The organism is Streptomyces sp. GESEQ-4, from assembly GCF_017948455.1.
Lineage (GTDB): Bacteria > Actinomycetota > Actinomycetes > Streptomycetales > Streptomycetaceae > Streptomyces.
Genome location: NZ_JAFFSU010000001.1, coordinates 869,254 through 892,993 on the forward strand (window position 1 = coordinate 869,254; position 23,740 = coordinate 892,993).

Here is a 23,740-nt window from a genome sequence, read left to right on the forward strand (position 1 = left end):
CGATGACCATCCGTGTACTGCTCGCCGACGACCAGGCCCTCCTGCGGGCGACATTCCGCATCCTGATCGACTCCTGTGACGACCTGGAGGTGGTGGGGGAGGCAGCCGACGGTGCCGAAGCCGTCGACCTCACACGCGCCCATCACCCCGACGTCGTCCTCATGGACATCCGTATGCCCGGCACCGACGGCCTCGCCGCGACCTCTGCCATCTGCGCCGACACGGATCTGCAGAACACTCGCGTCCTCATCCTCACCACGTTCCAGAGCGATGAGCATGTGGCCCGGGCCCTGCGCGTGGGCGCCAGCGGCTTCCTCGGCAAGAACGTCACTGCTGATGAACTCCTCGGCGGAATTCGCACCGTGGCCTCCGGAGACGCGCTTCTGTCCCCCGCGGCGACACGCTCCCTCATCGCACGCTTCCTCGCCACGCCCGACCGCGGGGACGGCCCGACCCCGCGGGTTCTGGAGAACCTCACCCCTCGCGAGCGGGAGATGGTGGTTCTCGTAGCGGAGGGGAAATCTGACGACGAGATCGCCGAGGAGGTGTGCCTCAGCCCATTGACGGTCCGGACGCACGTGCAGCGGGCGAAGATGAAGATGGAGGCACGCAGCCGCGCCCAGTTGGTTGCCATCGCCTACCAGGTGGGTCTGGCGCGACCTCTTCCGTGAGGCGCCACCAGGAGCCAGGCGGTACGGCGACCGTCACGGCTCGGACGGAATGCCGATCGCGTCGGCCCACACGTGAATCGACTCGGTGTGGCCGGTGAAGTGCCGGCGCCGGACGACTCCGGAGGGGTCGACATGGCGTGGCTCGGAGACTCCGAACTGCCGCAGCAGGTCGACGAGGAACGGCCGCGCGGTAGTGGCGAGTCGGGGTGACAGGCACGGCGTCAGGTCTACGGCGGAACGAGCGGAGCCGACACTGGTGTACCGGCGCTTCCCTGCCGGACCATACGCGCCACCGGCGTGGTTCCACACCTGTATCGGAGCTGTGGGGCCGGGGCCGGCAGGGCAGACGACAGTGACGTCCACGGCGGCCTCGCCCAGGGCCGAGACGTGACGGGCGAAGGCCGCGTTGAGACGCAACATGGCGATGGTGATCCAGGCGACAGCTCCCTCGCCCAGTGCCCAGACGGGTTCGCCGTCCGGGGGATTGTGCTGAAGTGTCCCCACCTGCAGCCCACCGAGCACTGACCCGTCCGAATGGAACTCGTAGTAGTACGAGTTCGCCGTACGGCCCGGTTGCCGCGGTGGCGCGAATGTCAGCCTGTCCGCGCGGACGTCCGGGTGCTCACTTCCGAGAAGGATCGGTGCGGGCCAGTCGGCAACCTGCCGGGCGATCCATCGCCGGATGTCCTGGCCGCTCGCTGCGTCGAAGTCGGCCGATGCCGGGCGGGCCGGCGACGTGGCCACCACGAGCCAGGGCGAGGAGGCACCGAGTTGTGCGGTCGCGCCGGTGACCAGGCTCCCCATCAGAACAGCTTGCGGGCCTCGGAGTCGGCGAGCAGTTCCGGGTCGGGAACCCGGGACTTGCTGGCGACGTTGGCGAGCATCTGATGCGCCATGTGGAAGCCGAAGTCCTCGGCCACCGTCTTCTTCCAGTGCCGCGACACGATGTTGTGCGTGGCCCACCGCGTGTAGCGCGGCCGCTTCATGATGAACCGCGCGAGTTCCCAGGACCGGTCGAGGAGTTCCTCGCGGGGGAGTACGTCGCTGACGATCCCCCACTCGAGGGCCTTGTCAGCCGGGATCGACTTGGCCGCATAGATGTAGTACGCGGCGCGCTTGGGACCCATCAGGGCTTGAAGCGCCATGTACTGACCGTCCCCGGGTGGAGAACCGAGCCAGAAGTGCGGGTCCATGAAGTCGGCGTCCGGCGCCGCCAGTGTCACGTCGCTCATCATGGCGAACTCGGTGTGCACGCCGGGGCCGTTGACTGCCGCGATCGTCGGAATGTCGATGTTGTTGGTGAAACTCTCGATGAGTTTCCAGCCGTCCGTCATCCGCTGGTAGATGTGGTCGGGATCCAGGTCGGAGGCGGGTTTGGGATTGAGCCCCTTGGGATTGCCGGTCATCCACCGGTCGCCGGTGCCGGTGATGATCAGCACCTGGTTCTCGGGATCGTTGCCGATCTCCTGCCAGACGCGAGTCCAGACATTGTGTGCGGCATGGGTGTGCGCGTACGGGCCGTCGTCCGTGTGCAGGCGGACCTCGATGATGCCGTCCTCCCGCCGCATCCGGAAGAAGTCCGCGTACCTGGCCGAGTACTCCTCGAAGTCGGGCGGAGCAAGGTAGCCCTCCCAGTGATCGGCCGGATGGAAAGCCATGTCAGTACCTCCACGTAGTGGGCGGCAGCCCCTCGATGCCCCTCGATGCCACAAAGTACACCAGCGGGTGTGGTTTTAGGGTCGACTGTACGCTGAGCCCATGTCGAGGGCTATCGCGGCGGTTCAGACTCCCGGGCGCCGGCGGCGTTCCGAAGGCAAGAAGGCGGCGATCCTGGAAGCCGCGGAAGCGCTGTTTCTGGCGGAGGGCTACGAGCGGGCGAGCGTCGACGCCATCGCAGGCCGGGCACAGGTCTCGAAGCGGACCGTCTACGACCACTTCGGGGACAAGGCAACGATCTTTCTGCGGGTGATCGAGCGTGCCCACGACGCGGTGGTCGCCACCATTCGCTCCGCGCTCGACGAGGAGCTGGCTCGGGGCCGTGACCTGCGCGAGGCCTTGACGGCGTTCGGGCAGCGAGTGGTCACGCAGACCTTTCCGTCGTCCGACTACGTGACCTTCCGGCGACTGACCTCGCAGCGATGGGCGATACCGCAGCTGGCCGAGGCCACCCGCGACCGCCCCGAACGGATGCTGGAGGAGCGCTTCGCGGTGCTGGTCGCCGACGGCGAGATCCGCGCCGAGGATCCTGGCCTTGCGGCGCGCCACTTCACGGCCCTCACCATCAGTCTCGCGCTGGAGACCCTCGACGTTCGGGGGGATGCCGAGGCGGCGGAAACGGAGATCCTGGCGCTCATCGCCGACGGTGTCGATGTGTTCCTGCGGGCGTACCGGTAGCCGGCCCTTCGAAGTTGTTTTCGTGCAGCAGACCGGACGTTGAGGCGGATTCCATGCATCTTTCAGGCTGAATCGCAGGACCGCTTTAGCGTGACGACTGTCCAGAAGGCCAATGAGGGCAGGTCGGCGCGTGGGACTCAACGACGGAGCCGCGTTGCGGGTGAGCAACGTGCGGCTCATCGACGGTGTCAGCACAGAGGCGGTGGACGATGCTGTGCTGGACGTCGACGACAACGGCTGGATCACCTACGCCGGGCCGGCGGCACAGGCGCCCGAGCCGACCCCCGGCGTCAGGGCGATCAATGGTCGGCGGGGAACACTCCTCCCGGGACTGTTCGACTGTCACACCCACCTCGGTGTGGCCTCCGACCGGTCGATCCTGGAAGCCGCCCTTCTGACGGACCCTGTCCTGGGTGTTCTCCAGACAACTGAACGTCTGCGCCGGACGCTCGACGCCGGGATCACGTCCGCTCGAGACCTCGGTGGACTTCCCACCGGATTCCGCGACGCCGTCGCATCAGGACTCATCACCGGCCCACGCCTGCAGACATCGGTCGGCGTGATCAGCCACACCGGCGGACACGCCGACGACACCTTCCCCAGTGGAAGAAGCCTCGGCCTCGACTACTGCGAGATCGCGGACGACGTGGTGGGCGTGCGGAAGGCAGCGAGGCGGATGCTGCGCGCCGGCGCCGACGTCATCAAGATCTGCACGAGTGGCGGGATCAGCAGCGCCCACGACGACCCCGACGACCAGGACCTGCTCGACGAGGAGATCGCGGCGGTCGTGGACGAGGGACATCGCCACCGAGGACGCCCGGTCGCCGCACACGCACAGGGCCGGGCCGGCATCCTCGCCGCGATCCGCTGCGGTGTCACGTCGATCGAGCACGGTTTCGGCATCGACGACCAAGGATGCGACCTCCTCAGAGAGAAGGGGGCCTTCCTCGTACCGACCCTGTCGACCGCCTTCCAGCCACTGGACCCGCGGAAGACCGCGCCGTGGCACTACGAGAAGAAGCTTCGCTGGAACGAGCGGACCAAGGAGAACATCGCCGCGGCCATCGCGCGGAAGGTGAACATCGCGGTGGGCACGGACGCCGGCATCACCCCGCACGGGCAGAACCCGTTCGAGCTGTCGTGCCTAGTGGAACTGGGGATGTCGCCGATCGACGCCATCCGCGCGGCGACATCCAACAGCGCCCGGCTCCTCGGAGTGGCGGACACACTCGGGACACTGCGTCGCGGATGCGTCGCGGACCTCGTCCTGTGCACCGAAGATCCGCTGCGAGACATCGGTGTGCTGTCGGCGCCCGAGAACATCGCCCTGGTAGCTCAACAGGGCGTAGTCCGCAAGTGCACGCTCGCCGACTCCGTGATTCACGTCTGCATGTCCTCCGAAAGGAGCCGCTCATGCACGACATGAGCCCGAGCCTCACCAGAGACGAGCCGGCGACCGAACTCAACACCGGCTGGACCAAGCCGGTCGTCGGCTATGTCGCCATCCTCATCCTGGTGAACGTCATGGTCGACACTGTGATCGCGTCGCCCACCTTCGTGCTTCCGCAACTGAGCGACGCCTTCGACACCAACCAGTTCGCGTGGATCGATTCCAGCGCGATGCTGGCGGGAGCCACCTGGGCACCACTGCTCGGCAAGAGCGCCGACATCTACGGCAAACGCAAGGTGCTCGTGATCACACTGATCGTCGCCGGCCTCGGCGGAGTCGTGTGTCTCCTCGCGCCCCACATCAGTGTCTTCGTCCTCGGACGAGCCCTGCAGGGCGCCGCGGTCGCAGGCCTGTTCCTCACCGTCGCCATCATCCGCGACATCTGCGCGCCCAAGTTCGCCATGGTGGTGACAGGCATCGTCACCTCGGGCTCGTCCGTCTTCGGGATCGTCTCCCCCTTCATCCTGGAGTTCGCCACCGAGGTGTTCGGCTGGCAGTTCGTCTTCGTGGTCTCCGCGGTGTTCGCGGGAGTGGCCGCGCTCTGCGTCCGCCTCGTGATCCCGAACTCTCGCATCCGCACGCCGGGCAAGGTCGACGTCGCCGGGGCGCTCACACTCGGCTGCGGCCTCGCGGGCGTTCTCGTCTACATCAGCCTCGGGCAGGAATTCGGCTGGCTGGGGATCGCCCCGCTCGCCATCCTCATCGGTGGTCTGGCCGCGCTGACGTTCTGGTACCTCGTCCTGAGCCGCGTCCCGGAGCCCGTGATCGACATCCGTGGCATCTCACTGGCTCTCGGACTCGGTCTCCTCGTCGTCGTGATGGGCACGGGCGCCTATCGGAGCATGCTCCAGCTCTTCAGCCTGCTGATCGACGTCTCTCCCGACGAGGGCCTCGGATACGGCATCAACGGCCCCGGAGCGCTCGGCCTGATGTTCGGCATCCCATCGATCGGGATCATGCTCGGCGGCATCGTGGCGGGTGCGATCGCCACCCGTGTGGGCCCTGCCCGGCCCCTGGCCGTGGGCTTGGCGCTCGGCACGATCGCCTCCTTCGTGATGTTCTCGGCCGGCGCCGACAACCTTCCGATCGCCGTGATCTGCTCGTTCATGCTGAGCATGACAGCAGGCTCGCTGGTCACCTCCGGGTTCAACCTCGCGTCCGTCCTCGCGCCGCCCGAGCGGCAGGGCACCGTCTCCAGCATGGTCATGGTGATGGTCGCCGTCGGTTCGGTGACGATGAGCTTCATCGGATCGGCGATTCTCGCAGCCAACGAAATCGTCGTCGACGGAGAGATGGTCAACTCGTCGACGGGCGTGCACACGTATATCGCCGTCGCGGGCTGCACGTTCATCCTCGCCGCCGTCCCGATGGCCTTCCTGGTACGGAAGTTGCGAGGCCACGCGGATGTCCCCGCAGAACCCGACCCAGGAGCAGGAGCATGACGAAACGACAGGTCCTGGCCAATCTCCGGAGCAAGCCGGCCTCGGTGGGCTGGAGCTGCGGCATCTCGTGAAGATCACGGTCTATCTGGCCTCGATGGACGACCGCAACGCCATGGACGCGATCTATCAGGAGGTCCTCGCCGAGCCCCTGCCGGCCCGCACGTGCGTCGCCGTCGCCGAACTGCCCTACAGGGCCCGGGTCGAGTTCGACGCCATCGCCGTCCGGGACGGGGCCTGAATGCGTGACTCCCTCATGAGACGCGGTACGAGCAGTGTCTGACGTGGTGCGGACTCCGCTGCTGCCCGCCTCGTGGGCGCCGGGCGACCTCTGGCTGAAGGCCGAAACCTCCAGCCGATCGGTGCCTTCAAACTGCGGGGTGCCGTCAACGTGATCAGACGTCTCGATCCGGACGTCAGGGCACGTGGCGTGGTCACGCATTCGAGCGGCAACCACGGCCAGGCCGTTGCGTGGGCAGCCCGAGCGGCAGGAGTCCGGGCCGTGATCGTCATGCCGGAGGAGGCCATGCCCGTCAAGGTGGAGGCCACCAGTGCCCTGGGCGCCGAGGTCATCATGGCCCCCGGCGCCCGCCGGGAGATCGTCGCCGAAGCCGTGGGGGCGGAGCGGGGGATGACGCTGATTCCTCCCTTCGATCATGCCGACGTGATCTCCGGGCAGGGGACGCTCGCCGTCAAGGAACCACGCACATGACGTATGCGAAAGCCGTCGCCGACGGCATTTGGGCGGCAGGCACCGCGCGGGTCGGGTACATCCCCTCTGTGAGCGTGGCCCCGGTCGTCAACTCGTTGGTCGCGACCGATGGCGGCACGGACGGCGTCTCGCCGCGTGTCACACCGCTCTCGCGGGAAGAAGAGGCGATCGGGGTCATGGGGGCGGTCGCGTTCACCGGCGGACTCGGCTACGACGAGACGCGTCACCGATGCTCGGATGCGGAGTCCTCAGCCAGCAGCGGTACGGAGCGCACCGACCTTCCCTCCGAGTCCAGGATGCGGCCGAGCAGTTTGATCGTACGGAGAACCAGCGACCGGTCCTGAATCCGCAGCGCGGGCAGGACCTGTCTCATCTTCCGTTCCAGGTCGTGCGTCTCCGCCGTCGACCGCAGCCAGGCGTCGATGATGACGTTGTGCGGACCGGCCACGATGCTGCACGCCCGGACTCCCGGCAGCGTACGGATCCGCCCCTCGGCCTCCTCGAGCTCGTGGGCGTCGAGTGACCCGAAGTAGACGGCGGCGATGGCATGTCCCGAGATGAGACGCGAGGTGTCACAGCGGAAGATGATGAGTCCCGCCTCCTCCAGCCGTGTCAACCGGCGCCGCACGGCGACGGGACTGAGACCGACCTGTGCGGCGATCCGCTCGAACGACATGCGCCCGTCGATGTTCAGCGCCCGGATGATGCGATGGTCGGGGGCCTGGAGGGCAGCGGCGTGATCCGGTCGGGTCCCGGTGTCGGTACGCAGTTGCCGGCGCTGCTCCTCGTTGAGTGCGCCTTCGCGCCATCGACTGGCCTCCAGGGCCGACCGCGTGACGATGTGGCTGTGGATGGACGTGACCCCGGGGACGCGCTCCACCCGGTCGAGGAGGTAGCCCGAGAGAGCCTCGAAGTCCGGGGCTTGCGCCAGCACTACGACATTCCGTGCACCGGAGGTCAGCTTGACGGTGGCAGCCTCGATGTCGGCGGCGAGGACGTCCGCCACGGTGCCCGATCGCCCCGGGACGCAGGTGATCTCCACCAGGGCACAGGCGGGTGTCGCGCTCCCCGCCGGGTGGGCCGTGACCCACGCGACTCCCTCGGAGTGCATGCGAGACCAACGGCGGCTGATGGTTGCCGGATCCACGCCCAGCACTGGCGCCAGATCGCGCCAGCTCACGCGCGGGGCCGAGCGCACGGCGTCCACGATGGCGATGTCGAGTTCGTCGAAGGGGGAGTTCCGCATGCCGCAGCATCGGTCCTTTCATGCACGAGAGACGTCATTCTCGTGGAGTGCGTGCAGCATTTCATCCGATTCTTAGGATTGTGGCGCTCGATCTTGTGAGCCCTGTCAGCCGGGCGGGAGGCGCAGTGTCGCCGTCGCGCCTCCGTCGGGCGCATTGGCGAACTCCAGGCGCGCCTGGATGACTTGTGCCTGGCCCAGCGCGATCGTCAGCCCGAGGCCGTGGCCCTGGCCGCGCTCGACCGCTCCGGTTCGGAAGCGTTGCGGCCCGTGGGCAAGCAGCTCCGCCGGGAAGCCCGGGCCGTGGTCGCGTACGACGACGGTGGCGCCGTCCACCGCCACGGTGACCGGTGCCCGCCCGTGCCGGTGGGCGTTGCCGACCAGGTTCGCGAGGATCCGGTCCAGTCGCCGTGGATCCGTGCGTACCGTCCCGGCACTCGCCGCCGACACCCGCACCGTCAGCCCGGTGCGCCGTACCGAATCCTCCACCAGTTCGCCGAGCGGAACGGTCACCGGCTCAGCCTGTTCCGCGCCCGCGTCCAGCTTCGACACCTCCAGCAGCTCCTCGACGAGCGTGCGCAGCACCCGGACCCGGTCCCGCACCAGATCGGTCGCCTCGCTCTCGGGCAGCAGTTCCGCCGAGGTGACCAGTCCCATCAGCGGGGTGCGCAGTTCGTGCGCCACATCGGCGGTGAACCGCTGCTCGCTGCGCAGCCGCCGCTCCAGACTGCCCGCCATGTGGTCGACGGCCACCGAGATGTCCGCGATCTCGTCCCGGCTCCGCCCCGGCCCGCCGGTCCGCGCGTCCAGTTCGCCTTCGGTGATGCGGCGCGCTGTGGCGGCGACCCGGCGCAGCCTCCGGACGAGGAGCTCGGTGGCCAGCGCTGACAGCGGAAGCACCAGGGCCAGCGCCGCGATCGCCGCGTACGCCATGTGCCGGTCGAGTGCCTTACGGCTGAGCCAGTCGAGGTCCATGTGGACGCGGACGCCCGTCCAACGGCCCTCGGACTCCTGGGCGGCCCACATCGAGGGCACATGCGCCACCCGTGTGTCGTACCAGGTCTGGGGCCTTCCGTCGGCCTTCCGTACCTGCTCGCGGAGGGTACGGGGCAGTTCGCGGGGGCTTCTGATGACGGCGTCGGCCGCGCCGGCCTTTTGTTGCGACGCGTCGGCGAGCTGGGTGAGGGCCTTGGCCTCGCCCTCCGCGATCGAGCGGTCGTACGTCGCCCCGTGCACGAGGACCCCGATGACCAGGGCGACCACGCAGCAGGCGGTGCCCACCAGAGCAGTGATCTTCCAGAGCAGCGAGGCGAAGGGGCGTGTCATGTCAGGGTGTGTCATGTCAGCGCACGAGCTTGTAGCCGAAGCCGCGGACCGTCTCGATCCGCTCGGCGCCGATCTTCTTTCGCAGCCGCTGCACGCACAGGTCCACGACCCTGCTGTCACCGTCCCAGCCGTAGTCCCATACGTTGCGCAGCAGCGTCTGCCGCTCCAGCACCGTCCCCGGATGCGCGGCGAACTCCAGCAGTAGCCGCAGCTCGGTCGGCGTCAGGACCACGGGCTCACCGGCCACCCGCGCCTCCAGCCCGTCCGTGTCGAGCGTCAGGTCTCCGAAGGTGAGCACCGACCGGCCGTCGACGGCCGGCTCGGCGCGGGTGAAGGTGGCCCTGCGCAGCAACGCGCGTATCCGCGCCACCAGAACCGGGGACTCGACGGGCTTGACGACGTAGTCGTCCGCGCCTGCCTCCAGTCCTCCGACCACGTCGAGTGAGTCGCCGCGCGCGGACATCATCAGGATCGGCACCAAGCTGGTCTCCCGCACCCGTCGGCACAGTCCGATCCCGTCAAGGCCCGGCAGCATCACGTCCAGGAGCAGCAGGTCGTGTCCGCCCGCGCGGAACAGCTCAAGCCCCGCCAGCCCGTCCTCCGCGGATGCCACCGTGTAGCCGTAGCGCTCCAGCATGAGCCCCACGGCCCTGCGGATCACGGCGTCGTCCTCGACGAGGAGCACGTTCACGGACTCGGACACCTGCCTCACCTGCTTACCTGTTCGCGCGCACGATTCAACGACACCAAGCACCACACGAGTAAGAAGGATGACAGCCCTCAGAGGTTGACCGAAGCGGCGACCGGGCGGTGATCGCTCCCGGTACGCGGCAGCGTCCATGCCGCCACGGGATCGACACCTTGTGTGAACACGTGGTCGATCCGCACCACCGGCAGGGCGGCCGGCCAGGTGAAACCGAAGCCGGCGCCGGCCACCTGCTGCGCCGAGCGCATCACCGAGGTCACCGGGGTCAGTCCGCGGTCGTCCAGGGACCCGTTGAAATCGCCCATGAGGATCCGCCGCCGCTCCGGAGCACGGTGGACCGCGTCAGCAAGCCGCACCACGGCGTGATCACGCCAGTTTGTTGTGAACCCTTCGGCCGGCCGCACCCGCACCGACGGCAGATGGGCCACGAAGACCACGACAGGTCCCTTCGGTGTCTCGACCGTCGCGCCCAACGCCCGCGTCCACGCCATGATCGGCACCGGCCGCACGTCCCGCAACGGCCGCCTGCTCCACAACCCGACGGTGCCCACCACATGGTGGTACGGGTAGGCGTCGGCGAGCACTCGCTCGTACGCGGGGACGTTCGCGTCGGTCAGCTCCTCCAGCCCGAGCACATCGGCGCCGGAGGCGGCCAGTGCACGGCCGGCCGGGTCGGGGTCGGCGTCACCCACGTTGTGGCTGACTACGGTCAGGTCACCGCCCGTGCCGCGTTTGTCGGCGAGCGTGCCGCCGAAGAGGGACACCCAGGTCACGGCCGGCAGCAACACGGCGACCAGCGCCGTCGCCGACCGCCGGACCAAGGCAATCAGCAGCAGAGACAGCACGGCCGCGCCCATCCAGGGCAGAAAGCTCTCGACGAGCCTGGCGGGCCGGCCGGGACCGTCGGGTATCCGGCGGTGCAGCAGGAGCACGGTGGTGCACAGCAGCGCGAGCACCGCTGTCACCTGCCCGCGCCGCCACGACCACGGCGCTCTCGACTGACCGTCGGCCAGCCGGGGGAGCTCTGCCGCGAAGGCGGAAAGCGCCGGGTCCGCCACCGCGTCGCAGCCGTTGCTGGACCCGAGTCGGCCGGGCTGGGTGTGCGGCAGCATCGGACAACCTCCGAACCGTTGAAAGTGGGATGCCGCCCACAGTCCGGCGCCCGTGTATCGAGAGCACGGTGACCGTGTATCAGCCGCCGCTGAGCTGTGTATCGGTTGCGTATGCCCGCATCCGGCCGCGACCGCTCCACGGCTGACACACAACTGAGCGGCTGCCGCGACTCGCCTGATACGCGGGCGAGACCAGCCGGATGACTGCTGGGCCCAGGATCGGGGCCGACGGGACGGCCGGGTGCTGTTCCTCCGTACAGGACCGCCGGAGCGGTGCCAGGCGGCGGACGAAGGGGAGTCACTGATGCGTAAGTGGACGACAAGCCGAAAGGCGGCCGCGGCCCTGTCGACGGGGGCGGTGACCGCGACCCTGATGGCTGCCTTACCGGCGCAGGCCATCGTGGGTGGCACCGAGTCAACCCGCGCCTACTCGTTCATGGGCTCGTTCCAGCCGTCCTTTCCCGCGCCACCGCGCCCGGACGGACACGGCTGCGGGGTGGCGGTCCTCGCTCCGCAATGGGTCCTGACCGCCAGCCACTGCGCCGGCCGGAACCCGACAGGGGCGAAGACAGGTGTCCCGCGTGGCTGGAAGGTCCGGGTCGGGTCACTGGACACCCGCTCCGGAGGCGAGGTCACCGAGGTCGACCACTACTACCGGCTGGCGACCAGTAACGATGAGGGCGGGTTCTGGGGCCGCGACCTCGCGTTGCTGCACCTGAAGACCCCGGTGCGGGCCAAGCCGGTACGGATCGCTTCGACCACGCCGCCGGACAACACACCCGTCCGCATCATGGGCTGGGGCATGACCTGCGACGACACCGACAACGCGGCGTGTTTCCCTACGCGGCTGCGGGAGGCTGACACGGTGGTGCAGCCGATCTCGACGTGTCCGTCAGCCGCGGCCGGCGGAGAGCTGTGTATCGGTAGCAGCGACGGCCGCGTCGCCGCGTCCAACATGGACTCCGGCGGCCCCGCTCTGGTCCGCGACGGCGGCCGGTGGGCCGTGGCCGGTGTGGTCAGTGGCCCCGACGAAAGCGGCAAGACGCTGTACACCGATGTCACTCGGCACGCCGACTGGCTCAACGGCATCACCAAGGGCACCGACGTACCCCCCGATGATCCGATCCCGGACGTGGAAGGCACGGTGGACCTGGGTGGCTGTGCGGGCTCGGTGGTCCGCACCCCCACCTCCCGGCCGCGCGATCCGGCACTGTTGCTGACCAACGGTCACTGCGTGGAAGAACAGCGGCCCGCCCCCGGAACCGCGACAGTGGACCAGCCGGCCGACCGCGAGGTGCCCATCGCCGACCGCCAGGGCTACCCGCAGACCACCGCCCGTGCGAAACGGCTGGTGTACGCGACGATGACCGGGACCGACATCGCGCTCTACCGCCTGGACAAGACCTACGCGCAGTTGAAGGCCGAGGGCGCGAAAGTCTTCCGGCTCACCTCCAGTCCCGTGCGCGCGGGTGACCCGCTGACCATGGCCTACACCAGCCGCCGCTTCGACTGCACCGCCGAGGCAGTGGTCACGCACCTGCGGGAGGGCGGCTACCAGCAGGACGACTCGATCCGCTACGCCGCCGGTGAAGACTGCGCACCCTGGCACGGCACATCCGGTTCGGCGCTGCTGGCACCCGACGGCACCACGGTCGTGGGGATCCACAACACCCACAACGATGCCGGTGAGCAGTGCACCGACAACAACCCCTGCGAAGTGGGCCCGGACGGAGCCGTGACCTCCGTGCAGGGCCGTGGCTACGGCCAGCAGGTCCACTTGATAGCGGCCTGCCTGGCCGAGGGCTCACAACTGGACCTGTCCCACCAGGGCTGCACACTCGCCGGTGCCACGCCCCGTTGACCTGACGCTGGGCGGTTACTCCACGAAGGAGACGTCAGGGAGACGTGGCGACGGGCCGTCGAGGAGGTGGTCGTCGCGGCCTCGGAGCCAGCGGTCGAAGAACGAGGTGACACAGGCCCGGACCGTCGCGACCGCACGGGCGGGGTCGATCGTGCCGATGGTCTCCTCGACGACATCCCGGCCGAGCCCGGTCTGCGGCATCACCGTGGCGAGGTCGGTGTACGTCTGGTGCCGGGAGCCGCGCAGGGTCAGATCGCGGCGCCAACCGGTGCTGTGCGACCAGAACGCCGCCCAGGACGGCTCGGTCGTGTGATCGCTGCCTTCTCGGCCCATCAGGAGGAACGGCCGGCCCAAGCCGTGCCGGGCGACCGGTGAGAGGTGCGTTCCGTTCGGCTCCTGGTTGAACTCCAGGGTGCCGTCCAGGTCGACTCCGGCGTGGATCCGCCGGTCCTCGTACATGCTCTGCGCGGCGGTGAACCCGCCCGCCGACTGGCCGGCCATGCCGATCCGACGCAGATCGAGCACGTCGGACAGCCCGTACGGCAGCGCACCCAGCTGGTCCACGACGAACCGCGTGTCGGCGACCCGGACGCGCAGCGTCTTCTCCAGCAGCGCGGGCACAGTGCCCTCGCGCCGCGCCCGCGCGAACTCCTCGAGCAGCACCTCGTTGGTCCTGACCGAGCCGTCGGGAAACTGCACCCCCGGGGACTCGTAGGTGTGGTCGAGGGTGACGACGACGAACCCCTGGCCGGCCAGTTCCTCCACCAGCACGGTGCCCCAGCCGCGCGGATCACCGGCGCCCGGCGAGTACAGCACGACCGGCCGCCGCCCGCCCCGTGGATCCGCGGGCGCCTCCCGGTAGGCGTGTGTGCGTGTGCCCGCCCAGTCGACCGTCCCCGAGGGGATCCGGTGGGGCGACTGCGCGTCGAAGGCCTGGGCCGCTCCGCGCTCCATGTACGGCGCGAGGCCATGACCGCGGCCCGGCGCGAGAGCCGGATACCAGACGCTGATCATCAACTCGCGGAACGGCCTCGACGGGATCCACGGGTCGGGTCGGGTACGGTCCACCAGCCGCCGCGACACCGTACCGATCGTGCAGGCTCCTGTCGGCGCGGGCAGACGCAAGCGCCGCCTCGCCGGGCGCCGGGTCGGCCGGGCGTGTGCGACGGACGTACCCACAAGGGGCAACGTCGCCAGGGCAGTTGCAGCTACGAACTCCCGCCGGGGGAGGGAAGAGGAAGCCATGCCGCCATCCTGACCAGGCCCCGTCGCGGCGTCATTGGTGACACCCCCAGCAGTGTCGTTCGGGTTTCCCCCCGGGACCAGGGTCAGTCGCGCCTCGCAGGCATGACTGGACGATCTGCGCGACGAGTGGGGCGTCGGCGGGGTGCGACCGCCGGACTCTGATCGCCGGTGAGCCTCCGTGCGACGGACACGTGCCGACCGTCGCCCCACTGTGTGTCCGACGTCGTCGTCTGGCTGTGCGTGGCGGGCGCGGGGAGACCCGGGAGTCCCTGGAGGCGGGACAGCTCGCCCGCGCACCGCTGCAGCGCGACTTCCAGAACCTCGGGCATGGTCAGGGTGCCGGTGCCGTCCGGCGGGACGATCCAGCGCAGCGCGCCCCAGCGGCAGTGCGGCGCGGGAGCGGCGATCCACGTCCCCCGGCCGAGCAGGCGCAGCCCGGTGCCGATCCAGACGGCATACGGCTCCGGGGGCAGGAGGAAGCCCACATGACGGCGACGGGTATCCAGCAGGCAGGGGCCGGGGTTGAGCAGCGGCAGCTCCTCCAGAAGCTCGGCGACCCGCAGCCCGAGTTCTTCCGGCACGACGAGCACGTCCCAGAACCGTCCGGCGGCCAGCAGGGTGACCCCGGTACTGCCGTTCTGCCACTCCTCCTTGCAGGCACGGGGATCCTCCGACGCCGCGGCCAGCCACTCCATTGACCTCGTCCACTGCGTGAGTGCCATGAAAGCCTCCTAGTAGTGCGCCGATGTACTGCACTGCCCGCCCGGGGCTGTTCGGTGTGACCTTTCGGGGTGACCTGTGGTGATCGTGGGTTGTTGGGCTGGAATGACAGATGTGGATGATCGGTTGATGCCCCAGTGCATCGGGTGCCGGGTGCCGCGAACAGACGGCCGGGGCTCAATTCCCCGTATGGGGGGAGCGCCCGCGCACCAAACCGGCAGGTATAGGCACGGGCGCGCTCCGGCGCACACAGGCTTACGGGCCGTCAGTTCCCGCTACTGCTCGGCCGGTTGCGCTGGCGCAGCGAGATCCGGTTGCCGTCCGGGTCCACCGCCTCGATGCGGACCCCGAACGCGTAGTCCTCCGGTTCGGGCTGGTCGAATGCCACGCCGCGGTCGCGCAGCACCGTGAAGTCCTTCCTCAGGTCGTCCGATTCGAGGAAGACCGGACCGGGCGCGGTCGCCGGGTCGGCCTCGGCCGGCTGCCCCGAGGCCGCGGCGTGCGGCCAGAGGAGGATCTCGACGGGACTGCCGGGGACGCCGACGGTCAGGAAGCGGCCCAGCGGGCTGGAAACGTCGACGCGCTCCTCCAGACCGAGCTGTTCCGTGTAGAACCGCAGCGCGCGGTCCTGGTCGGTGACGTAGAGCGTCACGTACATGATGTTGGTCAGCATCGTGGTGTCCGTTCCTTCGTGGGTCCGACCCGAGTGAGGGTCGTGTTGCTTCGTCACGGCACTGACGGACCCCGACGGGAGAATGTGACGCATGGACGCCAACACGACGCGCCTCGACACCGCTCGGATCCGGGCGGCTCGCCGGTTGATCGACCCGGTCTTTCTCGACACTCCGCTGTACCGCTGCGAGCCGCTGGAACCCGACCTCGGGTGCACGGTGAGCATCAAGCTCGAAACGGCGAACCCGGTCCGCAGCTTCAAGGCCCGCGGCACCGAACTGGTCGCGAGCCTGCTCGCCGACGATGACTCGCGGGCCGTGGTGTGCGCCAGTGCGGGCAACCTCGGCCAGGCGCTGGCCTGGTCCGGTCGCGGCCGGGGGCTCGATGTGACCGTCGTGGCCTCCCGCTTCGCGACCGTGGCCAAGCTTGATCGCATCCGTGACCTGGGCGCCGGGCTTGAACTGGTGGACGGCGACCACGAGTTGGCTCGCGAGCGGGCGGCGGCCATCGCACGGTACGAGGGCATCCGGCTGGTCGAGGACAGCCTGGACATCGAGACCTGTGAGGGCGCGGCGACCATCGGCCTGGAACTGGTCGACGCCGCGCCGTCGTTCGACGCCGTGCTGATCGCTCTGGGCGGCGGGGCGCTGGCCACCGGCGTGGGGCACGTGCTGAAGTCCCTGGCTCCCGACGTCGAGGTGATCTGCGTCCAGCCACTGGGCGCACCGGCGATGACACGGTCGTGGCGCGGGCGGCGCGTGGTCACCACCGACTCGACGAACACCATCGCCGACGGCGTCGCCGGCCGGTATCCCATCCCGGCCGTCCTGGACGACCTCCTCCTGGTCGCCGACGACGCCGTCCTGGTCCAGGAGGCGTCGATCATCGCCGGTATGCGGATGCTCCTCGACCACGCCGGTCTCGTCGTCGAACCGTCGGCGGCGCTCGGCATCGCGGCGATCCTCGAAGACCGTGACCGCTTCGCCGGCCGGCACGTCGTCACCATCGTCTGCGGCAGCAACGTCGACGTGGATACGTATCACCGCTGGGTCGGTGCGGCTCCCGGCCACGGGCCGTGACACTGGCGGGCGATGAGTTCGCCCCGCGGCAACGGTCTCCTCTCCGGCAAGCAAGAGCAGGGCCCTGACAGGAGACGCTCCCGCATGACTGAACCGGAACTGGCAGCAGACCGCTCCCGGAAGACCGGCGTCTGGCGCTCGATCCGTACTGAGCGAGCGGCGCTGGCGGCCGATCTCGCGGGTCTGACGGACGAGCAGTGGCAAACGCCGTCGCTGTGCACCGAGTTGACGGTCCGTGAGGTACTGGCACATCTCACTGCCGCGGCGAGTCTCAACTCGGTGCGGTGGCTGGCGGGTGTGCTCCGCTGCCGGTTCGACTTCGACCAGCAGGTGGCGATGCGGCTGGCCGAGCAACTGGGTGCGACGCCGGCCGAGACGCTGGCGAGATTCCAGCGTGTGGTCCCCAGTACGACCAAGCGTCTCTGATCAGCATGGTGATCCCATGTCAGGCATGGTGTCTGGCGTGGGCTCTGTCCATCGTGGAGGGGTGGCGTGGGCGTGCAGGTGGAATCCTGCTCCCAGTGCTGCTCCTCGTGGCCGGTGTCGGCCGGATGGGGGTTCCCCCGGACGGAGTCCGGGGAAGGGTGTGCTGATCGTCGTCACGTCCTGGTGCCGGCGGGCTGCGCGGGGCAGTCTCCTCCGGCCCGGTGGTGCGTGTCCCTCCGGACGCTGGCCCGCCGGACCCGAGGGCCTGGTGGGGGAGGGTGCCTTGCGTCGCCTGGGCGCGGGGCGTGTGGTGTGCCGCCGGGTGGGGCCGGTCTTGGACCGGTCGGCCCGGCTGGTCGGGGCGGTCTCGGTGATGACCGCCTGGGTTTCGAGTGTGTCGACCACCGTGCGGATCGCTATCTGCCTGGTGGCCCGGTCGGTGACGGTCCTGGTCTGATGGGTGAGGCCGCGGGCGGCGATGCGTTGCCAGGCGCCCTGGTCGCGGTCGCCCTGCCAGCCGCATCCGGCCCGGTCGGGGCAGAGGGCCCATTTCCAGCCCGGTGTGGTGGGGCGGTCGGGGGCCTTGCGGTGCCGCAGCGGGGCCAGGCATCGGGGGCAGTGCCGGGAGGTGCCCGGGGGCGGGACGGTGACGACGGCGATCCCGGCCTCGGTGGCGAGGTGCCGGATGTGGTCGGCGATCTGCCCGCGTACGGTCTGGGACAGGCGGGTGTCGTGGGTGCGGCCCATGCCGCCCGCTTCCATCGACCGCAGGTCTTCCAGGTAGATCACCGTGGCGTGGGCGGCAACCGCCTGGTCCACGGCCCAGCGGGCGGCGGCCCAAGCCAGTGCGTCGTTGAGGTTCGACCTGCGGTCGCAGACTCGGTGGTTCTCCTCACGGAGCACATCGTGCTTGCCGGTGAGCGGATGCCCGGTGGTGTCGTCGATGAGCCGCTGATACTGGTCGGCCTTGGTGTGCAGGTGTTCCGACAGGCGCCGCAGCCGGTGCTGCTTCGCGAGGATCCCGGCGGCCCGGAACTGGCCACCGTGCCCGAGCGCGGTGATGTGCCCGTCGTCGTGTAGCCGCACCGCGCCCGCGGACAGCAGGGTGTTCAGGCCCCAGTCCACACCGAGCGCCACGCTGTGGCCGGTACGCCGGGGCTTGTGTACGGCGTGGGTGTAGGCCAGGTCGGCGCACACCTTTCCGCCCGTGATGCGCAGGGTGGGCAGGTGCAGCACCGCGCCGGGCGGGATGGTGGGCGGCAGCGTGAGGGGGCAGGCCACCCATGTCCAGTCCCGGTAGGAGCGCGGTTCGGGCCGGGTGGGCAACTGCAGGCGCAGCAGCGCGCGTTGCGGGGCGTCCTCGCCGCGTTCGATGGTGGCCTGCTGCCCGTCACACGCCGACAGCAGCAGCATCCGCGCCGCCCCAGGCGGAGCCTCCAGCTCGAACACATCGGCCGGCAGGCGGCCGTGCTGCGTGGCGAAGGCGGCGATCTGCCGGGTGCGGGAACGGATCACACTCGACGGGAGGTGCTCGCCGTCAGGGACCGCCTCCCGCACCCGGTCCCACTCCTCAGGGGTGCGCTTGCCCGGTTCGGCGGGCCACGTCGTGCGGACTCCGGCGGTGAGGTCGGCCCGCCATTTCGCCGACCGCAGCGTACGTCCGGCCTGTTCCTGGGCCATGCGCACGATCCGGTCGTTGACCCTCACGCCCCCGGCCGGGGCGGCCGTCCAGCCCAGCCTCCGCAGCGCCATCCACGCATTCGACGGCAGCTTCCGCCCGCCCGCATCCTCACCCGAGGCCAGCATGTCCACATCGGCGGCGTTCCAGTGCTCGGCCAGCAGTTCGGCAGCCATGCCGGAGACCAGATCGGCGGCCCAGCCGACCCGCTGTGCTAGCACGGCGGCCGACAGGACCTCGCCCGTCTTCTCCACCACGCCCGCACGCAGCAGACCACGGGCGCAGGCGGTCCGGGCCGTTTCGCCCTCGCCGAGCGCCAGCTTCCGGCTCACCGGTCCCCCCTTTCCTGCCCGTGGTGCTGTCATACGATCAACGACACTCCCGCGAAAAGGTCACGCATTCGATCCGCGCACCCACATGCGACGCCGAGGCCGGTACCGGACACACGGCACGACACCGACAGACGATGCATCGCTACGGATACCAAAGGAAACACATGAGCCTCCGCTCCCCGTCATCGCGATGCTCGGCGAGACGATCGTGCACGCGGAGGACATTCGCCGCCCGCTGGGCATCGGCCGTGACTACCCGATCGACGTGGTCACGCGGGTGGCGGAGTACTACCGGGGCTCCGACCTCGTGGTCGTGGCCAAGGGGCGCGTTGACGGGCTGAAACTCGTCGCGAAGGACGGCCCCTTCACCACCGGCTCCGGGCCCCTCGTCTCGGGTACGACCTTGGCGCTGGTCATGGCGATGACCGGGCGCGCGACGTACTGCGACGATCTCGAAGGCGACGGTGTCGAGCTCTTGCGCGGTCGCTGCGGGACGCGATGACCGCGACCGACTCCACGCACGCCGCCACCAGAGGTATCTCCGGTCCTAGACTCTGCTCATGGACAGGATCGACCGCGCCAGCCGGGTGATCGCGGCGCCACCAGAGGCTGTCTACGGAGCCCTCCTCGACCGGGAATCCCTTGAGGCATGGTTGCCGCCGGACGGCATGCGCGGTCGGGTCGAGCGATGGGACCCCCAGCCCGGCGGCGGGTTCCGGATGGTCCTCACTTACCTCGACCCCACCGACAGCCCCGGCAAGACGTCGGACGCGACGGACGTCGTCGACGTCGAATTCGCCGAGCTGGTGCCGCCGGAACGCGTGGTGCAGCGGGCGGTGTTCGAGGCCGACGACCCGTCCTACGCGGGCACGATGACGATGACCTGGTTCCTCGCTGCCGCCGGTGACGGGACGGAGGTGACCGTCACCGCCACGGGTGTGCCATCCGGCATCGACCAGGCGGTCCACGAGGAGGGGATCAGTTCCTCGCTGGCCAATCTGGCGTCGTATGTCGAAAGGGCCGACTGACTCAGGCTGGCCGCCAGTAGCGGCAGTCATCGGATGTCCCCTGATCGCTGACCCCGCCAGCTGCGTGATGGGCCTATGCTCCGGCCTCATTCACCCGATCAATTCTTGTTCCGTGACTTGACGAGTGCATGCAATGTCGCCGATTCTGCGGGTCGTCCAACGTATCGGCATGAGGAGACGGCGCATGCCCGAATCATCCTCGTCCAGACGCACATTCCTCGGAGCTTTAGTGGTGGGGGGTGCACCGCCTTGCTGTCCGCCGCGGACCGGCTCGGCATCGACGACCAACTGGCGCCCCGCTGGCGCGAGGTGCTGGACAGGCTCGCCGATTACACCGTGGACGGGAACGGCTACCTGGGAGCAGCCGGAGTACCGCGAGCCGATCGAGAAGTCGCTGAACCACTGGATCGACTTCACCGGCAACACCGAGGTGCGTCGCACCGAGGTCGGCCTTTTCGCGACCGTGATCGCCCTCGACCCGGCCGGAGAGCTGCGCAGCCTCACTCTCTCGGTGGCCACCCGCCCCCAACTGCACCTGTTCGCCGTCTCCTTGGAAAGGTCGAAGCCATGACCCCGATCTCCCGGCGGGCCTTCGTCGCGGGAAGCTCAGCGGCCGTGTTCGCGGCCGGTTCCACGGCGGCCTGGGCGGGCCGCTCACACCATCGCGATGTGCACGGCGGCCTGCTCGACGACGCCGCGATGCTCTGGAAACGCGTCCCCGGCAGCTGGCAAGAGGGACCCTTCCTGGGCAACGGCTATATGGCCGCGCACCTCTACCGGAAGCCGGGCGAGAACAACGTCCTGCGCATCATGGTCAACAACGGTCTGGTGCAGGACCAGCGCGGCCAGTGGGAGGCCGCGATCGGATACTCGCGGCTCGGCGTCGGCCACCTCACCCTCACCTTCGCCGGCGCCATCACCGCCGTGGACTGGCGGCTCGACCTCGACGACGCCGAGCTGACCGGCACGATCACCACCACGCGCGGGGGAGCGAAGTTCAGCGCCCTGATCCTGAACCACCGCGACGTGCTGCTCGTCCGCCTCGAACCCACCGCGGGTGAGGAGTCCGCGACGTGGGGCTTCACCCCGCTGCCCGCGCGGACGACCCGCACCATCCGCCTGCCACCCGACTACACGGGCAACCCGGACCCCGCCGTCACCCTCGGCCTGGTCGAGCAGCCGCTGCACGCCGGCGGCGGCTACTCCACCGCCTGGCGCGAGGTCCGCTCCGGTACGCGGCGGCTGCTGGCCGCCTCCATCGCGTACGGCTACCCGGACTCGACGGGTCGCGAGCAGGCGGTCCGTACGGTCGACGAAACGCTCGACGGCGCCCCGGACCGCGAGATCGCATGGCACCGGCGCTGGTGGCACGGCTTCTACCGGCGCAGCCTGGTCTCCGTACCCGACAAGAAGGTCCAGCGCTTCTACTGGATCCAGCTCTACAAGCTGGCCTGCGCCACCCGGGCGGGCGGCCCGGTCACCCCGGTCTTCGGGCCCTGGTTCCCGGAGTCGGGCAACGGCTGGACCAACATCTGGTGGAACACCAACGTCCAGGTCACCTATCCGCTGGCCAACGGCTCCAACCACCGTGAACTCGACGCCATCACGCCCACCTTCGCCCGCTACCACGAGAACCTGGAGACCAACATCCGGCCGGAGCTGCGCGACGGCGAGACATACGCGCTCTGCCACCCCGGCGACTGGCAGCTGCGCTCCGGCCCGCGCTACGTGGGCCGTCCCGGCATCGACCCCAACGACCACACCGGCAACCTCATCTGGGCGCTGCACAACAGCTGGGTCACCTACCGCCACCACATGGACGACAAGGTGCTGCGCCACGTCATCCACCCGGTGCTCACCAAGGCGGTCAACCACCACGCCCGCTTCCTCACCGAAGGCGCGGACGGCAGGCTGCACCTGCCCGAGACCCGTTCGCCCGAATACGCCAACGCCACCGACTGCACGTACGACCTGTCGCTGCTGAAGTGGGGCTGCGCGACGCTGCTGGCCTCGGCGAAACGACTGCGGCTTGACGACCCGCACGCCGGGCGATGGCGCGACATCCTCGCCCGCTTGGTGCCGTACCACGAGAACGAGAACGGCGTGATGATCGGCGCCGGCGTCCCGCTCGCCGAATCCCACCGCCACTTCTCCCACCTGCTGTGGCTGTACCCCCTCCAGGAGAAGCTGGAGCGGCGCACCTTCGACCACTGGACCTCGATGCAGGCGCGCTGGCACGGCTACAGCTACGCCGCCGCCTCGTCCATGGAGACCCTGTTCGGCAACGGGAAGGAGGCGCTGACGTATCTGCGCTTCTATCTGGACGGAAACGTCGTCGACAACTGCGCCCTGACACCGAACACCATGTACCGCGAGGGCTCCAACTTCGCACTGGAGAGCCCCATCAGCGCGGGCCAGTCGCTGCTCGACATGGTCACCCAGAGCCACGGCGGCGTGGTGCGGGTGTTCCCCGCCGTCTCCTCGGCCTGGCCCGACGTCTCGATCTCCCAGGTCCGTACGCAGGGCGCCTTCCTCGTCGACGCCTCCCGGTCGGGCGGCCGGACCGACTGGATCGCCGTGACGAGCGAGGCGGGCGAACCGCTGGTGCTACGGCACGGAATCGACGGCGAGATCGAGGTCCGCGACAAGGCGAACGGCTCCCGGCTCCCGTACCGCGACCGGGGCGACGGGACCATCGCCGTCGGCGTTCGCCGGGGCCGTACGGCCGTCGTGACCCGGCGCGGTGACCGGCCGCGACTCACACCACAGAACGTCCCGGCCAACGGCGACGCCCCGGCGTGGGGCCTGCCGTAGCGACGCCCGGCATTCGTGACACCCGACATCCGTGACGCTCGACATCCGTGACGCCCGACCCCCCACCGATCGACACCATCGACACAGGAGGGCACATATGAACACCAAGCGCAGAGCACTCGCCACCGTCTGCACCGCCGCCGCGGCCGTCATGACCCTGCTGGCCGGCCAGGCCCATGCCGCGGTGATCTGGGACGGCGACGCCTCCCGAGGCACCGGCGTCTTCGGCCACATCGGCAGCAACTGCGCCGCGCCCGGCGGCGTGACCGCGGTGGACGACTCCGCGCGGGGCGAGGTGTGGCGCTACCGCAAGCCGGCCGGCTCCAACCGCTGCGAGAGCCGCGGCATCGTCGTGGGCGGCGACGAGTACACCTTCACCAACGGCAGCACCCGCTACCTGGGCTGGGCCAGCAAGCTCTCCAGCGCGGTCGACAACAACGCGATCTTCCAGTGGAAGTCGTACGGCGACCACCAGCAGAACTGGCCCGTCGTGCTCAAGATGATCGGCGGCAAGCTGACGATGATCCAGCGGCAGCCGGACGGAACCGTGCACACGATCTGGTCCAGGTCCGTCTCCGCCGGTGCCTGGAACCACATCGTCATCGGCCTCCACCTGTCCGACCAGACCCGCGGCGGCTGGGTCGAACTCTGGTTCAACGGCGCCAAGCAGACCTTCAACAGCGGCACCCGGCGCTGGAACTGCCGGACCTTCGACAGCGAGAACCACCCGAAGTGGGGCGTCTACGGCGCCGACTCCAACTCGGTGGACCACTACGTGGACGCTCTGAAGATCGGCACGTCCTACGGGGACGTGGACTGAGCCTTCGGCGAC

22 protein-coding genes and 2 pseudogenes are annotated in these 23,740 nt (G+C 69.4%); 14 read left to right on the top strand and 10 right to left on the bottom strand.

The genetic code is table 11. The annotated features are described in order from the left end of the window. The first annotated feature begins 2 nt into the window (after positions 1-2). A complete protein-coding gene (locus KCH48_RS03925; protein ID WP_210570421.1) occupies positions 3-671 on the top strand; it encodes a response regulator transcription factor in 669 nt (222 codons plus the stop codon). Between the two features lie 33 nt (positions 672-704). On the opposite strand, the gene KCH48_RS03930 is transcribed toward KCH48_RS03925, so the two are convergent. Both KCH48_RS03930 and KCH48_RS03935 read right to left on the bottom strand, forming a co-directional pair. Continuing rightward, on the bottom strand, positions 705-1,475 hold the full coding sequence (locus tag KCH48_RS03930) for a hypothetical protein (protein ID WP_210570422.1): 771 nt from the start codon (positions 1,473-1,475) through the stop codon (positions 705-707). Then, entirely contained in the window at positions 1,475-2,329 is an 855-nt protein-coding gene (locus KCH48_RS03935; RefSeq protein ID WP_210570423.1) for an enoyl-CoA hydratase/isomerase family protein, read from the bottom strand. The genes KCH48_RS03930 and KCH48_RS03935 overlap by 1 nt, the downstream gene beginning before the upstream one ends. Positions 2,330-2,429: 100 nt before the next feature. On the opposite strand from KCH48_RS03935, the gene KCH48_RS03940 reads away from it, so the two are divergent. From KCH48_RS03940 to KCH48_RS03960, 5 genes are all read left to right on the top strand, one after another. After that, positions 2,430-3,065, top strand: coding sequence for a TetR/AcrR family transcriptional regulator (locus KCH48_RS03940; protein WP_210570424.1), 636 nt, complete (start codon positions 2,430-2,432; stop codon positions 3,063-3,065). A gap of 130 nt (positions 3,066-3,195) precedes the next feature. Further along, on the top strand, positions 3,196-4,491 hold the full coding sequence (locus tag KCH48_RS03945) for an amidohydrolase family protein (RefSeq protein WP_307840789.1): 1,296 nt from the start codon (positions 3,196-3,198) through the stop codon (positions 4,489-4,491). Further along, complete coding sequence (locus KCH48_RS03950; RefSeq protein WP_246884705.1) at positions 4,479-5,957, top strand: MFS transporter; 1,479 nt, start codon at positions 4,479-4,481, stop codon at positions 5,955-5,957. Before KCH48_RS03945 ends, KCH48_RS03950 begins: the two co-directional genes overlap by 13 nt. Beyond that, the gene (locus tag KCH48_RS42810) at positions 5,920-6,195 is read left to right on the top strand and encodes a RidA family protein (RefSeq protein ID WP_282615092.1); all 276 of its coding nucleotides are present in this window, start codon (positions 5,920-5,922) and stop codon (positions 6,193-6,195) included. Before KCH48_RS03950 ends, KCH48_RS42810 begins: the two co-directional genes overlap by 38 nt. A gap of 72 nt (positions 6,196-6,267) precedes the next feature. Beyond that, positions 6,268-6,666: a pyridoxal-phosphate dependent enzyme gene (locus KCH48_RS03960; RefSeq protein ID WP_210570430.1), complete on the top strand. Its 399-nt coding sequence runs from the start codon at positions 6,268-6,270 to the stop codon at positions 6,664-6,666. A 223-nt stretch (positions 6,667-6,889) separates the two neighbouring features. Here KCH48_RS03960 and KCH48_RS03965 read toward each other — a convergent pair whose 3' ends face one another. The 4 genes from KCH48_RS03965 to KCH48_RS03980 all read right to left on the bottom strand — a co-directional run bounded on the left by KCH48_RS03965 (position 6,890) and on the right by KCH48_RS03980 (position 11,050). After that, positions 6,890-7,912: an Lrp/AsnC family transcriptional regulator gene (locus KCH48_RS03965; protein WP_210570432.1), complete on the bottom strand. Its 1,023-nt coding sequence runs from the start codon at positions 7,910-7,912 to the stop codon at positions 6,890-6,892. 105 nt (positions 7,913-8,017) lie between these two features. Further along, entirely contained in the window at positions 8,018-9,235 is a 1,218-nt protein-coding gene (locus KCH48_RS03970) for a HAMP domain-containing sensor histidine kinase (protein ID WP_246884706.1), read from the bottom strand. 16 nt (positions 9,236-9,251) lie between these two features. After that, on the bottom strand, positions 9,252-9,938 hold the full coding sequence (gene cseB, locus KCH48_RS03975) for a two-component system response regulator CseB (RefSeq protein WP_210570436.1): 687 nt from the start codon (positions 9,936-9,938) through the stop codon (positions 9,252-9,254). Positions 9,939-10,015: 77 nt separating this feature from the next. Next, the gene (locus KCH48_RS03980; RefSeq protein ID WP_374104651.1) at positions 10,016-11,050 is read right to left on the bottom strand and encodes an endonuclease/exonuclease/phosphatase family protein; all 1,035 of its coding nucleotides are present in this window, start codon (positions 11,048-11,050) and stop codon (positions 10,016-10,018) included. 307 nt (positions 11,051-11,357) lie between these two features. Here KCH48_RS03980 and KCH48_RS03985 point away from each other — a divergent pair, with 307 nt between their 5' ends. After that, positions 11,358-12,914, top strand: coding sequence for a trypsin-like serine protease (locus tag KCH48_RS03985; RefSeq protein WP_210570440.1), 1,557 nt, complete (start codon positions 11,358-11,360; stop codon positions 12,912-12,914). 15 nt (positions 12,915-12,929) lie between these two features. Here the strand turns inward: KCH48_RS03985 and KCH48_RS03990 are convergent, their stop codons facing one another. The 3 genes from KCH48_RS03990 to KCH48_RS04000 all read right to left on the bottom strand — a co-directional run bounded on the left by KCH48_RS03990 (position 12,930) and on the right by KCH48_RS04000 (position 15,552). Continuing rightward, positions 12,930-13,997, bottom strand: a complete 1,068-nt coding sequence (locus tag KCH48_RS03990) for a hypothetical protein (RefSeq protein ID WP_307840790.1) — start codon at positions 13,995-13,997, stop codon at positions 12,930-12,932. Between the two features lie 245 nt (positions 13,998-14,242). After that, on the bottom strand, positions 14,243-14,881 hold the full coding sequence (locus KCH48_RS03995; protein ID WP_246884708.1) for a hypothetical protein: 639 nt from the start codon (positions 14,879-14,881) through the stop codon (positions 14,243-14,245). Between the two features lie 263 nt (positions 14,882-15,144). Further along, the gene (locus tag KCH48_RS04000; RefSeq protein WP_210570442.1) at positions 15,145-15,552 is read right to left on the bottom strand and encodes a VOC family protein; all 408 of its coding nucleotides are present in this window, start codon (positions 15,550-15,552) and stop codon (positions 15,145-15,147) included. Positions 15,553-15,643: 91 nt separating this feature from the next. On the opposite strand from KCH48_RS04000, the gene KCH48_RS04005 reads away from it, so the two are divergent. After that, complete coding sequence (locus KCH48_RS04005; protein ID WP_210570444.1) at positions 15,644-16,630, top strand: threonine/serine dehydratase; 987 nt, start codon at positions 15,644-15,646, stop codon at positions 16,628-16,630. 84 nt (positions 16,631-16,714) lie between these two features. Next, positions 16,715-17,047: pseudogene (locus tag KCH48_RS04010) on the top strand (maleylpyruvate isomerase family mycothiol-dependent enzyme); the annotation flags it as partial. 9 nt (positions 17,048-17,056) lie between these two features. On the opposite strand, the gene KCH48_RS04015 reads toward KCH48_RS04010, so the two are convergent. Continuing rightward, positions 17,057-19,066 (bottom strand): transposase, encoded by a 2,010-nt coding sequence (locus KCH48_RS04015; RefSeq protein WP_307840791.1) that lies wholly within the window; start codon positions 19,064-19,066, stop codon positions 17,057-17,059. Between the two features lie 160 nt (positions 19,067-19,226). Between KCH48_RS04015 and KCH48_RS04020 the strand changes: the two are divergent. The 5 genes and pseudogenes from KCH48_RS04020 to KCH48_RS04040 form a co-directional block, all read left to right on the top strand. Next, a pseudogene (locus KCH48_RS04020) lies at positions 19,227-19,568 on the top strand (hypothetical protein); the annotation flags it as partial. 58 nt (positions 19,569-19,626) lie between these two features. Beyond that, positions 19,627-20,094: an SRPBCC family protein gene (locus tag KCH48_RS04025; protein WP_210570446.1), complete on the top strand. Its 468-nt coding sequence runs from the start codon at positions 19,627-19,629 to the stop codon at positions 20,092-20,094. Between the two features lie 232 nt (positions 20,095-20,326). Next, positions 20,327-20,665 (top strand): hypothetical protein, encoded by a 339-nt coding sequence (locus KCH48_RS04030; protein WP_210570448.1) that lies wholly within the window; start codon positions 20,327-20,329, stop codon positions 20,663-20,665. Then, positions 20,662-22,908, top strand: a complete 2,247-nt coding sequence (locus tag KCH48_RS04035; protein WP_210570449.1) for a glycoside hydrolase family 95-like protein — start codon at positions 20,662-20,664, stop codon at positions 22,906-22,908. Before KCH48_RS04030 ends, KCH48_RS04035 begins: the two co-directional genes overlap by 4 nt. Positions 22,909-23,005: 97 nt before the next feature. Further along, positions 23,006-23,728 carry a heparin lyase I family protein gene (locus KCH48_RS04040; RefSeq protein ID WP_210570450.1) on the top strand — a complete coding sequence of 241 codons (723 nt, stop codon included), beginning with the start codon at positions 23,006-23,008 and terminating at the stop codon, positions 23,726-23,728. The last annotated feature ends 12 nt before the right edge of the window (positions 23,729-23,740 follow it).